The sequence below is a fragment of the Silvimonas iriomotensis genome, assembly GCF_014645535.1.
In the GTDB taxonomy this organism is placed as follows: domain Bacteria; phylum Pseudomonadota; class Gammaproteobacteria; order Burkholderiales; family Chitinibacteraceae; genus Silvimonas; species Silvimonas iriomotensis.
Map to the genome: position 1 here is coordinate 684,810 of NZ_BMLX01000002.1, position 13,516 is coordinate 698,325.

General features: G+C 60.9%; 14 protein-coding genes. 9 read left to right on the forward strand and 5 right to left on the reverse strand.

All coding sequences use genetic code 11. From position 1 onward, the window contains the following. Positions 1-4: 4 nt before the first annotated feature. Positions 5-1,681 carry a bifunctional aspartate transaminase/aspartate 4-decarboxylase gene (locus IEX57_RS09610; protein WP_188704124.1) on the forward strand — a complete coding sequence of 559 codons (1,677 nt, stop codon included), beginning with the start codon at positions 5-7 and terminating at the stop codon, positions 1,679-1,681. 209 nt (positions 1,682-1,890) lie between these two features. Then, positions 1,891-2,349 carry an MEKHLA domain-containing protein gene (locus tag IEX57_RS09615; RefSeq protein WP_188704125.1) on the forward strand — a complete coding sequence of 153 codons (459 nt, stop codon included), beginning with the start codon at positions 1,891-1,893 and terminating at the stop codon, positions 2,347-2,349. A 114-nt stretch (positions 2,350-2,463) separates the two neighbouring features. Here the strand turns inward: IEX57_RS09615 and IEX57_RS09620 are convergent, their stop codons facing one another. Further along, positions 2,464-3,228, reverse strand: coding sequence for an SDR family NAD(P)-dependent oxidoreductase (locus IEX57_RS09620; protein ID WP_188704126.1), 765 nt, complete (start codon positions 3,226-3,228; stop codon positions 2,464-2,466). A 134-nt stretch (positions 3,229-3,362) separates the two neighbouring features. Between IEX57_RS09620 and IEX57_RS09625 the strand changes: the two genes are divergently transcribed. Then, complete coding sequence (locus tag IEX57_RS09625) at positions 3,363-4,310, forward strand: LysR family transcriptional regulator (protein ID WP_188704127.1); 948 nt, start codon at positions 3,363-3,365, stop codon at positions 4,308-4,310. Positions 4,311-4,369: 59 nt separating this feature from the next. Here the strand turns inward: IEX57_RS09625 and IEX57_RS09630 are convergent, their stop codons facing one another. Both IEX57_RS09630 and IEX57_RS09635 read right to left on the reverse strand, forming a co-directional pair. After that, positions 4,370-5,386, reverse strand: coding sequence for an SLAC1 anion channel family protein (locus IEX57_RS09630; protein ID WP_188704128.1), 1,017 nt, complete (start codon positions 5,384-5,386; stop codon positions 4,370-4,372). Positions 5,387-5,396: 10 nt separating this feature from the next. Further along, the gene (locus IEX57_RS09635; protein WP_188704129.1) at positions 5,397-5,798 is read right to left on the reverse strand and encodes a DUF302 domain-containing protein; all 402 of its coding nucleotides are present in this window, start codon (positions 5,796-5,798) and stop codon (positions 5,397-5,399) included. A 119-nt stretch (positions 5,799-5,917) separates the two neighbouring features. On the opposite strand from IEX57_RS09635, the gene IEX57_RS09640 reads away from it, so the two are divergent. The 3 genes from IEX57_RS09640 to IEX57_RS09650 all read left to right on the forward strand — a co-directional run bounded on the left by IEX57_RS09640 (position 5,918) and on the right by IEX57_RS09650 (position 10,393). Then, positions 5,918-6,886 carry a cupin domain-containing protein gene (locus IEX57_RS09640; RefSeq protein ID WP_188704130.1) on the forward strand — a complete coding sequence of 323 codons (969 nt, stop codon included), beginning with the start codon at positions 5,918-5,920 and terminating at the stop codon, positions 6,884-6,886. Between the two features lie 269 nt (positions 6,887-7,155). After that, on the forward strand, positions 7,156-9,369 hold the full coding sequence (locus IEX57_RS09645) for a TonB-dependent receptor (protein WP_188704131.1): 2,214 nt from the start codon (positions 7,156-7,158) through the stop codon (positions 9,367-9,369). 154 nt (positions 9,370-9,523) lie between these two features. Next, positions 9,524-10,393 carry an AraC family transcriptional regulator gene (locus IEX57_RS09650; protein WP_229708942.1) on the forward strand — a complete coding sequence of 290 codons (870 nt, stop codon included), beginning with the start codon at positions 9,524-9,526 and terminating at the stop codon, positions 10,391-10,393. Between the two features lie 37 nt (positions 10,394-10,430). On the opposite strand, the gene IEX57_RS09655 is transcribed toward IEX57_RS09650, so the two are convergent. Further along, positions 10,431-10,880 carry a hypothetical protein gene (locus tag IEX57_RS09655; RefSeq protein WP_188704133.1) on the reverse strand — a complete coding sequence of 150 codons (450 nt, stop codon included), beginning with the start codon at positions 10,878-10,880 and terminating at the stop codon, positions 10,431-10,433. 216 nt (positions 10,881-11,096) lie between these two features. Between IEX57_RS09655 and IEX57_RS09660 the strand changes: the two genes are divergently transcribed. The 3 genes from IEX57_RS09660 to IEX57_RS09670 all read left to right on the forward strand — a co-directional run bounded on the left by IEX57_RS09660 (position 11,097) and on the right by IEX57_RS09670 (position 13,027). Continuing rightward, the gene (locus IEX57_RS09660) at positions 11,097-11,876 is read left to right on the forward strand and encodes a transporter substrate-binding domain-containing protein (protein ID WP_188704134.1); all 780 of its coding nucleotides are present in this window, start codon (positions 11,097-11,099) and stop codon (positions 11,874-11,876) included. An 84-nt stretch (positions 11,877-11,960) separates the two neighbouring features. Then, entirely contained in the window at positions 11,961-12,623 is a 663-nt protein-coding gene (locus IEX57_RS09665) for an amino acid ABC transporter permease (RefSeq protein WP_188704135.1), read from the forward strand. Positions 12,624-12,730: 107 nt separating this feature from the next. Beyond that, a complete protein-coding gene (locus tag IEX57_RS09670) occupies positions 12,731-13,027 on the forward strand; it encodes a hypothetical protein (protein ID WP_188704136.1) in 297 nt (98 codons plus the stop codon). Here the strand turns inward: IEX57_RS09670 and IEX57_RS09675 are convergent. After that, positions 13,024-13,413 (reverse strand): hypothetical protein, encoded by a 390-nt coding sequence (locus IEX57_RS09675; protein ID WP_188704137.1) that lies wholly within the window; start codon positions 13,411-13,413, stop codon positions 13,024-13,026. The genes IEX57_RS09670 and IEX57_RS09675 overlap by 4 nt on opposite strands. Positions 13,414-13,516 lie beyond the last annotated feature (103 nt).

Here is a 13,516-nt window from a genome sequence, read left to right on the forward strand (position 1 = left end):
TTCGATGAGTACCCTCAATTTCGAAGAACTGGCTACTTTGAGTCCGTTTGAACTCAAAGACGTACTGATGAAGTCGGCGTCCAGCAATCGTGAACGGTCCATGCTCAACGCAGGTCGTGGCAACCCCAACTTCCTTGCGACCGTGCCGCGCCACGGCTTCTTCCAGTTCGGCCTGTTTGCCATGACTGAAGCCGAGCGCTCGTTCATCTACATGCCCGAAGGCGTGGGCGGCTTTCCGCACCGCGACGGCATTGAAGCGCGTTTCGAGATTTTCACCCAGACCCACGCTAACACTGAAGGCATCGACTTCTTGAAGTCGTCCGTCTCTTATGTGCGCGACCAGCTGGGCCTGGATGCCGGTGATTTCATTTATGAAATGTGTGAGGCCATTCTGGGTTGTAACTACCCGGTGCCGGACCGCATGCTCAAGCTGACCGAAGAAGTGGTGGCGCACTACATCCACCGCGAAATGGTCGGTACTTACCCGTTCCTGGGCCGCTTTGACATGTACGCCGTCGAAGGCGGCACGGCGGCCATGACGTACCTCTTCAACAGCCTGCGTGAAAACGGCCTGTTGAACCCGGGCGACACCATTGCGCTGGGCATGCCGATCTTCACGCCGTATATCGAAATCCCGGAACTGAACGACTACAAACTGCATGTCGTGACCGTGGATGCGCCGCCGGAAAACAACTGGCAGTTCACCAAAAAAGAACTGGATAAACTGCTGGACCCGAAGGTCAAGGCGTTCTTCCTGGTGAACCCCAGCAACCCGCCGTCCGTGCGCATCAGCAATGAAACGCTGGAATACATTGCCGAGATCGTCAAAAAGCGCCCGGAACTGATCCTGCTGACCGATGACGTCTACGGCACCTTTGCCGACGATTTTGTCTCTTTGTTTGCCATGTGCCCGCAGAACACCATCCTGGTGTACTCGTTCTCCAAGTACTTTGGCGCAACGGGCTGGCGTATGGGCGTGGTGGCCACGCATGAAGACAACGTCTTCGACAAACTGATTGCCAAACTGCCGGCTGCCAAACTCAAGGAACTGGACGAGCGCTACGGCTCCATCACCACCGAGCCGCGCAAACTCAAGTTCATTGACCGCCTTGTGGCCGATAGCCGCACCGTGGCGCTGAACCACACCGCGGGTCTGTCTACCCCGGTGCAGGCGCAAATGGCGCTGTTCTCTTTGTTTGCGCTGATGGATGAGCCGGAAGCCTACAAGAAGGCCATGAAGCGCATCGTTCGCCGTCGCAAGATTGCGCTGTACAAAGAGATGGGTCTGCCGGTGCCGCATGATCCGGATTCGATCGACTACTACCACTTGCTGGACTGGGAAACCATCGCCGGCCAGTTGTATGGCAAAGAGTTTGTCGACGCCATGCTCAAGCAGTTCAAGCCCAACGAGTTCTTGCTGCGCCTGGCCGAAGAAACCGGCGTGGTGCTGCTGCCGGGCCGCGGTTTTGGTACCACGCACCCGTCTGGCCGTGTCTCGCTGGCCAACCTGAACGAAGTGGACTACTCCCGTATCGGCGCGGCCGTTCACAAACTGGGCACGCACTACTACGAGCAATATATGGCAGCCAAGGGTGGCAAGAAACCGGCCGCTGCCGCAGCGGCCAAGGCCCCGGCCAAGACCGCGACCAAAAAAGCCGCAGCGCCCAAGTCGAAGAAGTAAACCGGCCCTGGCGTGATGTAGCACAAAAAACCGGCAGCTTCTGGCTGCCGGTTTTTTCATTCAGCGGTCAGGCCTCAAACGCACACCGCCCGCAGCAATCACGCCGCCGCCTCATCGCCGTCAATGCACAGGCCGGCCGGTGTTTTCCTTTTGCGCTGCCAATGCGGTATCGTCGATGCCTCCAGTCACTGACCGCCGCCCTGCCCCAGATGCTCCCGCTCTATCGCGATCCGGCCTTTTACCAGCTGCTGGCCGACAGCTACGCCCGGCTGCTGGGCCAGCCCCTGGTGCCGCCCACCGTTCCGCCCGCCGACGCAGCCCGCTGGTTGTACGAAACCGCACCATTTGCCGTGCTGGCGCACAACACCGAGCCAGATCCGGTCTTCATTTATGGCAACAAGGCCGCGCAATGGCGCTTTGGCTATAGCTGGGACGAACTGACCCGGCTGCCTTCCCGGCTGTCTGCCGAAGCCCCCAACCGCGAGGCGCGGCAGCAGTTTCTGGAACGGGTACAACGCCAGGGCTATGAGGCAGGTTACAACGGCGTGCGCATTACCCGCTCGGGCCAGCGTTTCATGATTGAAGAAGCCACCTTGTGGCAATTGTTCGATACCCAGGGCCACCTGCACGGCCAGGCGGTGATCATTCCGCGAACGCGTGATCTGTAAACGGCAAGGCGATGGCAGCTGGCGCGGCTGATCGCCTCGCCCCCGGCATGAAAAACGCCCCCGCTGCGTGCTGCATTGGGGGCGTTTTCATTCAGGCCAGGGGCTGGATGCGGTTTACACCTGCGCCATGCCGCCATCGACAAACAGCTCGACGCCATTTACATAAGACGATTCATCAGAGGCAAGGAACACGGCCGCGCTGCCAATTTCTGCCGGCTGGCCGACGCGTCCTTGCGGCACTTGCGTGGCAAGGTAATCCAGCAAGCCTTGTTGCTGGGCCGGATCATTGCCCACCAGTTCGACCAGCCCCGGGGTCTGGATCGGGCCGGGAGAAAGCGTGTTGATGCGGATGGCGCGCCCTTTCAGATCAAGAATCCAGCTGCGTGCCAGATTGCGCACGGCCGCTTTGGAAGCACTGTAGATACTGAACGCTGCCGTACCCAGGACCGAGGTCGTGGACCCGGCCAGGATCACCGATGCCCCGGTAGCGGCCTTGTCCAGCAACGGCAGGGCTTTCTGTACGGTGAAGATCACGCCTTTGACATTGCGGGCAAAGATATCGTCCACATGTTTCTCGGTCAGTTCGCCCAGCGGCAGCATGTCGCCACCACCGGCATTGGCGTACAGCACATCCAGCCGGCCATGGCGCGCCTGCACCTGGGCATACAGTGCGTCCAGATCCTCCAGCCGGGTAGAGTCTGCAAGTACGCCGTAGGCGTTGGCGCCAATGGCGGCCACGGCGGCATCCAGTTCGGCCTTGCGGCGGCCGGTGATGTAAACCGTGGCGCCTTCTGCGGCGAATGCCTTGGCCGCGCCAAGACCAATCCCGGTGGTACCGCCAGTGATGACAGCAACTTTGTTTGCAAGACGATTAGCCATGATGTGCTCCTTGTTTCAGGTGTGGTGAAGAGGTGAAGCCACTTTATTCAATTCGCTCACATGGATAAACTGGCAAAAAATCATTTAATAATTTCCATACATGAATAATCACCCCAAGCCTGGAAAAGCCCGTCATGGATAACCTGCTCGCCCTGCGTGTGTTCGTGCGGATTGTGGACGCCGGCGGTTTTGCCAAAGCCGCAGATGCCATGAACCTGCCCCGGGCCACCGCCACCAAACTGATCCAGGATCTGGAAAAACAACTGCGCGTGCGCTTGTTGCACCGGACTACGCGCCAGGTCAGCGTCACGCCTGAAGGCGCCGCGTATTACGAGCGCGCAGCGCGGCTGATTGCCGAACTGGAAGAAATGGACGAGGCGGTGTCCAACTCGCGCGCGCAATTGCGCGGGCGTATCCGCGTGGATGTGGGCTCGGTCCTGGCCAACCGCATCGTCATCCCTGCCCTGCCGGATTTGCGGGCGCGATACCCGGAACTGCAGGTGGACCTGGGCGTGAGCGATCGCCCGGTCAACCTGATTGGTGAAGGGGTGGATTGCGTGATCCGGGGTGGCGAGCTGGCCGATACCTCCATGGTGGCGCGGCATCTGGCCGATCTGGACTGGGTCACGGTGGCCAGCCCGGTTTATCTGAACGCGCGGGGTGAACCAGCGCACCCCAACGATCTGCAACCGCGCCAAGCCGGCGGCGCAGACCCGGCCGTGCTGCCCGGGCACGCCATTGCCGGCTATTTTTCATCGCTCTCCGGCCGCGCTTTTCCGCTGGAATTTCACAAGGATGGTGAACGCATTCTGGTGTCGGCCGAGCCCGCCGTCGCCGTTAATGAAAGTACCGCGCACCTGAGCACCTTGCTGGCCGGCGTCGGCATTGGCCAGACGTTTCGCTTTGCCGCAGCGCCCTGGTTGCGGGATGGCCAGTTGCGCCAGGTGTTGCCAGACTGGACGCGCCCACATCATCCGCTGCATTTGCTGTACCCGGTCAATCGTCACCGCAGCGCCAAATTGCTGGCCTTTGCCGACTGGATACAAGGCGTGTTCGCGCCCTTTGATTACCGCAAAGTCTGAAGCGGACCACAAAAAAGCCCTGTTACCAGGGCTTTTTGCTGCTGCGGCACGCCGCTGGCTTAGCTGCTCAGGGCGCGCAATTCACCACGGGCAATGCCCCACACGGTTCTGAGGGCCAGCGCCACAATCACCACGGTGGACAGCGCCAGCAAGATCAGCGCAATCGCATTGGCCACCGGATGATGAACGAAGGCGGCGTACTTCAGCGCGGCGTTAGTCGAGGCAGCCAGCGGGAAGCTGACCGCCCACCACGACACCCGGAACGGACAGCACGCGGCCAGGTTTCTGAGCCGGCCCAGCAACACGGCCAGCACAAACAAGGCCAGCATATACAGCGCCGTGGCAAAACCATCCACCGTGCCCGTGGTGGCGATATAGGCAGAAAAACCCACTGAAAACGGCGCGACCAGGATCAGCAGCGACGGTTGCAATGCGTCCGGCAACGGTTCTTCAAACAACAGCCGCGACATGATCATGGTGAACAGCGGAATCGCAAAAAACAGCCCCACGGCCAGGGCGAACACCATCAAGCCGTGCAATTCATCCGCCCAGCCCAGCGCCGGCAACGCCAGCGGCAGGTCAATCAACCCCACCACCGGCACAATCCAGGCCGGTGTGGCATGCGCCGGCTTTTGCCGCACGCTGATCCAGCGCGACACCATGGCCCAGGCAAACACCATCATGCCCGCTGCGCCCACGGACCAGACCACACGCGCCAGGTCACGGTCCAGGTCGACCAGCAAGATGGCAATCAGCATCAGGCTGATCAGGGGCGTACCGAACAGATTGCCGGCGATGGGGTGTTGAAATTCAGCCCGCACATGCTCAAACCCGGTGACGGCCTTGATCAGGTACGCGCCCGCCATCACCACAAACGCCAGCAGCGCCAGCAAGCCGGGCACGCTGGACAGCCACAACGGCGCGCCAAACAGCGCGTGCGCACCGCGCCAGGCCACCGTCAACCCGGTCAGCCCCATGACCGAGCCAAACAGGGCCACCGGCAAATAAGCAAGACGCGCGGTTTCTACGGTCTGCGCAGCAGACAACGTTGTTGCAGGGGGGACTGCTGTTTTCATTCTCGTCTCCTTAGCCGGTCACGGTTATTTCTAGCAGTGCCTGCGCCTTTTGCAGCGCGCTCAGGGCGTTATCGGCAATCCCCGCAGCGCGGGCGGATGATTGAACAGGGTGATAAGCCACCAGAACCTGGTTGCCCGCCTGCCTGATCAGCACCCTGAGCGGCAAATCCAGCGCAAAGCGGGGCGACTGCAGCATCAGCGGCGTACCGGCCCTGGGATTGCCGTAAACCAGGACCACAGTGGGTGGCATGCTCAGCCCCACGGCCTCGGCGCCTGCGGCATGATCCAGCCGGGCAAATACGGTCATGCCGGCCGCCTCAATGGCCTGGGTCAGCCGGGTTACGGTGGCGTCAAAATCATGGCGGCTGGTGATTTCGGTCAGGTCAGGATCGTTCTGGATCGGGCTGGACATGGTGCCTCCTCATCGGGCTGCGTTGCGGCGTGCAACGGGTCTGTGCATGGTTGGCAGTATTGCCTGGTGCATTCAGACTGTGAATACTGTTGAGTATCAACATATAGCGGATTCGGCTCATGGATATGCTCACCCGCCTGATTCAGCTGGCAAGGCCGCAAGCAGGTCTGGATGTCAGATGCCTGCTCGGCGGCCACTACGATCTGCCGCACAGCGAGGCCACCGCGGGCATTGCGCCGTTTCATGTGGTGCTGTCCGGCGCCTGCCGGATCGACACCGCAACGGGTGAATCACTCATCGCCCGTGCGGGTGACTTTATCTTGCTGCGAAAAGCGCACCGCGTGCGCAGCCTGGCGGCAGAAGATGTAGCCACACCTGTGCCGATTTATATGGAATACGATCATTTGCTGCCGCTGCGCCGTACCGGCGAGGGCGCGCCGGAAGTCGATCTGCTCTGCGGCCATTTCGACTATGCCCGGGGCCCCAACGAACTGCTGTTTCGCACCCTGCCCGACCCCTTGCATGTCTCGCTGACCGGCCAGCACGTCACCGATGCCGCAGACATGCCGGGCATGCTTAAAAGCCTGGTTGATCTGATGCGCCAGGAAGCCGTCGGCGCGCGCGCTGGCGCACTCGCGGTCGTTACTGCCTTGAGCCAGGCCCTGTTTGCCATGGCGCTGCGCAATCATGGCGAGCAGCATCCGCAGCAAGCCAGCGTACTGGCGCTGATCGCAGATGCCAGGCTGAGCGCCGCTGCGCAGGCCTTGCTGAAAAACCCGGGGCAGGCATGGACGATTGAAAAGCTGGGCGAACTGGCCATGATGTCGCGCGCTACCTTTGCCCGGCACTTTCGGGCGCGCTCCGGCATGACGGTGTGGCAGTTTCTGACCGAAGCCCGCATGGCGCTGGCCTGCGATCTATTGCGGGAAACGCGGCGCAGCGCTGCGGATATCGGCATGGAAGTGGGTTATCAGTCTGAAGCGGCATTTGGCAAAGCGTTCAGGCAACACACGGGCGAGATGCCGGGGCAGTACCGGCGCCGGTTGCGGCAGCACCCGGCAGCGGGCAGCACGGGTGGCGCGGCTTGATACCGCAATCGGGCACGCCCACATACTTTCTGAAAACTTTCTTTTTGACTGAAAAATCTTTCCAGTCACCAAAGAATTTCTGCCAATCCGGCGTAAACCGCTTTCCCATCCCGAAAAACCGGCCCGCGCTGTTGTATAAATCTTACGGCAGCGCAACATTTCTTAATGTATTAATGAGTATAATTCGCATTTACATTTAAAATGCAAACCTTTCCGCCATGGCGTGCCCCCGGGCCGTGGCGTACTCATTGTCTGCCGGAATACCTCCAATGAAAAAAATGACCCCGATCGCCGCCGCGCTGGCTGTTGCCTGCGCCCTGCCGCTGGCTCACGCCGCCGATACCGCCTCGGCCCCTGCTGCGGCCAGTGCTTCTGCCCCTGCCGCCGCAGAGCCCACCTATCTGGGCATGGTCACGGTGACGGCCAGTGCCGATGCCTCCAAAGATGGTCTGCAGCCCGCCTATGCCGGTGGCCAGGTCGCCAAAGGGGGCCGCGCCGGTATTCTGGGCACCAAAAACAATATGGACACCCCGTTCAACATCACCAGCTATACCAGTGAACTGATCCAGGATCAGCAAGCGCATGGCGTGGGCGATGTTCTGCAGAACGATCCGGGCGTGCGGGTGGCGCGCGGCTTTGGCAACTTCCAGGAGTCGTATTTCATTCGCGGCTTTGTGCTGAGTTCTGATGATGTCGCCTACAACGGCCTCTACAGCCTGCTGCCGCGCCAGTACATTGCGACCGAACTGTTTGAACGGGTTGAAGTGCTGCAAGGCGCCACCGGTTTCCTGATGGGCGCAGCACCCAATGGCGGCGGCATTGGCGGCTCGATCAACCTGTTGCCCAAGCGCGCGCCCAATGAAGATCTGAACCGGGTCACCGTGGGGGTGGATAGCGGCGGCAGCGGCAATGTGGCCGCCGACGTGGCGCGCCGTTTTGGTCCGGACAAAAGCTGGGGCCTGCGCCTGAACGCCGGTTATCGCGATGGCGGCACTGGTGTGGATGATGAAAAGTCGCAGACCAGCGTGGGTTCGGTCGGGCTGGACTGGCGTGGCGAGCGCGCCCGTGTGTCGGCTGACCTGGGTGCGCAGGATAACCGCCTGCAAGCCACCCGCCCGGAAGTCACCCTGAGCGGCGTGACCCGCGTGCCGGATGCGCCGGACGCCAGCAAGAACTTTGCCCAGCCGTGGTCGTACTCTAACGAGCGCGATCTGTTTGGCACATTGCGCGCCGAATACGACATCACCAATGATGTCACCGCCTGGGGTGCCTACGGCCTGCGCCGCAGCCACGAAGCCAACTCGCTGGCCAACCTGACCGTGACCAGCGACAACGGCGACGGCAACTTCTACCGCTTTGACAATACCCGTGACGACCAGGTTGATACCGGCGAAGTCGGCCTGCGCGGCAAGCTGCAAACCGGCTCGGTCGGGCATGAGTGGGTGGTGGCAGGCGACTATTTCCAGCTGAAGAAAGACAACGCCTATGCGATGGACTTCTTCAACACCTTCAACACCAACCTGTACAACCCGACCAGCTACGCGCAACCGGCGATCTCCAGCACCGCGTTTACCGGTAACCAGCTGTCCGACCCGGCCCTGAACGGCATCATCCGCCTGTCCAGCGTGGCTGTGGGCGATACCTTGTCGCTGCTGGACAAGTCGGTATTGCTGACCGTGGGCGCCCGCTATCAGCACTTTGATATCACCAACTACGCCTATGACACGGGCGAAGCCAGCGCCGCCTACACCAAGGGCCGCACCAGCCCGGCCGTGGGCATCGTGTACAAGCCGGTCAAGCAAGTCTCGCTCTATGCCAATTACATCGAAGGCCTGGCGCAAGGCGATACCGCACCGGCCAATGCAACCAACTCTGGCGAAATGCTGGCCCCGTATGTCGCCAAGCAAAAAGAAGTGGGCGTGAAATATGACGGTGGCCGTCTGGGCGCCGGTCTGGCCCTGTTCAGCACCGACAAGCCGCGCGGCGTGGTCGATGCCAACAACCACTTTGCCGATTCGGGCGAAGACGAGCACCGTGGTGCCGAACTGAATGTCTATGGCCTGGCCGCCACCGGCCTGCGCATTCTGGGCGGTGTCACCTGGCTGGACGCCACCCAGAAAGACACCGGTTCTGATCTGACTGATGGCAAACGCGTGATCGGCGTACCGCGCTTCCAGGGCAACCTGGGCATGGAGTGGGAAGTACCGCAACTGGAAGGCCTGGCCCTGAACGGCCGCGTGGTTTACACCGGCGCCAGCTACGCCGACGCCACCAACACGCTGGAAGTGCCCAGCTGGACCCGTCTGGACCTGGGCGTGCGTTACCTGACCGAAATCCAGAACCGTGCCGTGACACTGCGTGGCCGCATCGACAACGTGTTCAACCGCGATTACTGGTCTGCCGTGGGTGGCTACCCAGGCTATGGCTATCTGACCGTGGGCACCCCGCGTACCTTCTCGGTCAGCGCCAGCGTAGACTTCTAAGCCACAGACCCGGCATCCGCTTTACCCGCAACAACGGCCCGCATCATGCGGGCCGTTTTGTTTGTGGCGCGCGGCGCAATATCGGTCAGGACACCGCCTGGCGTGACCGGCTATGCTGGCACCTGTTTGCTCCCAACAGCCCATTGAGTCGCGCTTGAACCCGGACCTCTACACCCGCTTTGCCAACGTGCTGCACTTTGTGGATGCGCATCTGGATGAAGACCTGCCGCTCACGCGTCTTGCTGCCGTGGCGGGGGTATCGCGCTGGCATTTCCAGCGCCAGTTTGCAGCGGCACTGGGCCTTGGCGTGTATGAATACATCCGTTTGCGCCGGCTCAAACGTGCCTCGCTGCAACTGGCGTTCCGGCCGACGCAATCGGTGCTCGATATCGCGCTGGACAACGGCTACGCCGGGCCGGAAGCGTTTGCCCGTGCGTTCAGGCAGCAACTGGGCCAGAGCCCGGCCGCGTTCCGGCAATCGCCGCAATGGCGCGACTGGCACTATGTTTATCTGCCGCTGTATACCTTGAGGAACCGGATCATGACGAGCCAGCCTACCTGCCAGCCCGAGATTGTGGAACGCGCCGCCACGCCGGTCGCGCTATTGCGGCATTGCGGTGATCCAGCCCTGCTGGGGCAGACCATCCGCAGCTTTATCAGCTGGCGCAAACGCAACCACATGCCGCCGTCCACGCACGCCACCTACAACGTGCTGTACAACGACCCGTACACCACGCCGCCCGCGGACTATCGCATTGATCTGGCGGTCGCCTGCACCGCGCCGGTTGCGGGCGGCCCCGAGGGTTTGATCGCGGCCGAGTTGCCCGGCGGGCGTTACGCCAGGCTGCGTTATACCGGGCCGGATGAAACTCTGGGTGTGGCCATTGCTGCGCTATATACGGGCTGGCTGGCGCAAAGCGGCGAAACGCTGCGGGAAACGCCGCTGTGGATCGAGCGCGTGCGGTTTTATCCGGACGTGCCAGAACATGAAGCCATCAGCGATATCTATCTACCGCTGGTCTGACTTGCCGAGGTCCAACGCCTGATTCTGACAATAAAAGTCAGTATGCGCGCATGGATGGCGAAGGCGGCGACCATGAGTTGCCGCTCACCGGTGGCGCCAGGTCAATCATGTAGCCATCAATGTACGACAGCTTGACCCGGTTGCCCTCGCGCAGGGTAATGCCCGCCTGGTTCAACAGAAAAATCTCCACCGCCCAGACCTCGCCCTGCCCGGCATCGATCAGCACGTGTTTGTCGTGCACGCTCATGACCACGCCAGGAAAACGCCCGTTGGTATTCAGCGCCACGGTTTTATCCTGCTCGCGTGCAAGGCTGCTCACGTGTTCCAGCTCGGCCTGCAGAAAATCACACTGGCGTTCTGCCAGCCACAGCGCATCTACGCTATACACAATAGATACCCTGAACCCGGCCGGGTTAATGACGACCCAGCCGATCTCATCGGTTTGTTTGCCGTCATCGGCGTACACAGGAATGATCTGATATCTCATTGCGGCCTTCCCCCCAGTCAGCGCAGCGGAAATATCAGCCTGGCATACTGGTGTCAGCCCCAAACCTGACAATTTTCACAGTAGCGCATCCTCGCGGGAAAGCGGCCGTTTTTGTAAGTTGATTGCCGATATTCCTGATAGGCATACGCGACACCAACCCTTACTTTAAATATCCGTGCCAGAAGTTCCAGATGTTTTATTATAAGGAAAAGTAATATGAATATGCGCAAGCTGCTTGTTGCCGGTGTACTTGGACTTGTCGCTTTTACCGCAAGCGCAACAGACCTGCTTGATACGGTGAAACAACGCGGCACCCTCAAGGTGGCACTGGAAGGCACCTACCCGCCGTTCAATTACCGGGAAAACGGCCAGCTGACCGGTTTTGATGTCGAGATCGCCAACGCGCTTGCCCAGAAACTGGGCGTGAAAGCCGAATTCACCACCACAGAGTGGAGCGGCATTCTGGCTGGCCTGCAGGCCGGCAAATACGACGTCATCGTCAATCAGGTCGGCATTACCGCCAAGCGCCAGGAAACCTTTGATTTCAGCGATCCGTACGTGATCTCGCAAGCGCAACTGGTTGTGCGCAAGAACGAAACCCGCAATCTGAAAAGCCTGAATGACCTCAAGGGCCTGAAACTGGGCGTGGGCCAGGGCACCAACTACGCCGACATGGCGCGCGCCGTAGCCGGGGTGGATGTCAAAACCTATCCGGGCGAGCAGGAATACCTGCAAGACCTGGCGCTGGGCCGCATTGACGCAGCGCTGAACGACACGCTGATGATCCCGTACCTGATCAAGAAAACCAGCCTGCCGCTCAAGCCGGGCGCCGCCGTAGGCGAGACCTCCAGCAACGGTATTCCGTTCACCAAGAACAACCCCAAGTTCAAGAGCGCGCTGAACAAGGCGCTGGCCGACATCAAGGCCGACGGCACCTATGCGCGTATCTCGCAAAAGTATTTCGGTCGTGACGTGAGCCGGGCGCCTGGCGCCTGATCACCCGGTTCGACCGGTCATAGACCGGCGAGCCGCTTCAAGCCCCCTGCCCCTGTGCAGGGGGTTTTGCATGGGAGAACACAGTTGGGTGACCTGATCAATTTGCTGCAAACCGCCTGGCCCTATCTGCTAAAGGGCACCGGCTACACCTTGCTGTTTGCCGTGGGTGCCATGGTGGGTGGCTTGCTGGTGGGCGGCACGGTGGCGTTGCTGCGGCTGTCGCACTGGCGGGTATTGAACTGGCCGGCCGCGATTTATGTCAGCTGCATGCGCGGTACGCCGTTGCTGGTGCAAATCTTCATCATCTATTACGGCCTGCCGGTCATCGGCGTGCAGTTCGATCCGATCAGTGCGGGGATTCTGGCGCTGAGCCTGAACGTGGGCGCCTATCTGTCAGAGACGATCCGCGGCAGCATCAACGGGGTCGATCGCGGGCAGTGGGAGGCGGCGTACAGCCAGGGCATGACGCATATGCAGACGCTGCGTTTTATTGTCTGGCCACAGGCCTTGCGCCTGGCGGTGCCCAGCTTGTCCAACAGCCTGATCAGCTTGATCAAGGATACCTCGCTGGTCTCGGTCATTGCGGTGACGGAACTGATGCTGGCGACCAAGGAAGTCATTTCCACTACTTTCCAGCCGTTTCCGCTGTATCTGGCCGCTGCCGCCATCTACTGGTGTCTGAGTCTGGCCTTTGAGCAAGTGCAGCGCTGGCTGGAAGCACGCATGAACCGCACGCTGGCGCGCTGAGCACCTGATCCCCGAACCCCCTGTTTTCAGCATTCAGGCAATGTCGTTGGCCGGCATCGCTGGCTAGATTGCTTGCCCTGGCAATGTGCCAGTGGCGAGGAATTGCAATGATGATGAAAACAGGGTTGATCGCGGGGCTGCTGCTGGCCCTCAACACCATGCTGGCGCCGGCGGCGCCGGCGGCGCTGGCACAGCACGACACGGCGCACGGCTATGACACCGATCATGCCCGGGCGGCGCGTCCGGTAGAACACACCACCCGCAAGGCGTCGTCACCCAAAGGCAAGCCGCACGCGGCCACCGCCACGCCGGCCAGAAAGCCGGCCTCCAAGCGCAAACAGGGCAAAGGCAAGACCGGCACCAGCAAGCAGCGCTGCCAGCATTCCAGCTTTTGCTGGCGTTAGGCCGGCGCGGTGTCCCCAGGCGTTTGCGGGTCAGGCGTGGCGCTATAGTTGGCCAGCACGTAGTTGTGAACATGCACCACGCGTGTGAGGTCAATGGCTTCGGCCAGCGGCGCCTGGGCGTCTGCCGACGGGTTGTGTTCGTCCATGATTTCATCGACCAGGGCGCGCATTTTCTCTGGCAGTTCTGACCACCAGTGATCCATGTCGGCCAGCAACTCGGCCACTTCTGCGCAACCGCTGGCCATCAGGCTGGAATTGATCAGCAGCGTGCGTGGCTCGCCGTAGATGGGCGTTTCCAGCCAGACGTGACGCTCGGTTCCGTTCTTTTCCAGCGTGAACTCGATGGAACCACCATCCCTGAAGACTTCAATTGCAAAGATACGCATGATGAAGAGACAACAACTTGAAAGTGCGGATTGGAGTAATCAGCGCGGCCGATATTGCGGCGCACCAATGCTCCCAATGTAGCCTGGAATGCGTGCGCAAACA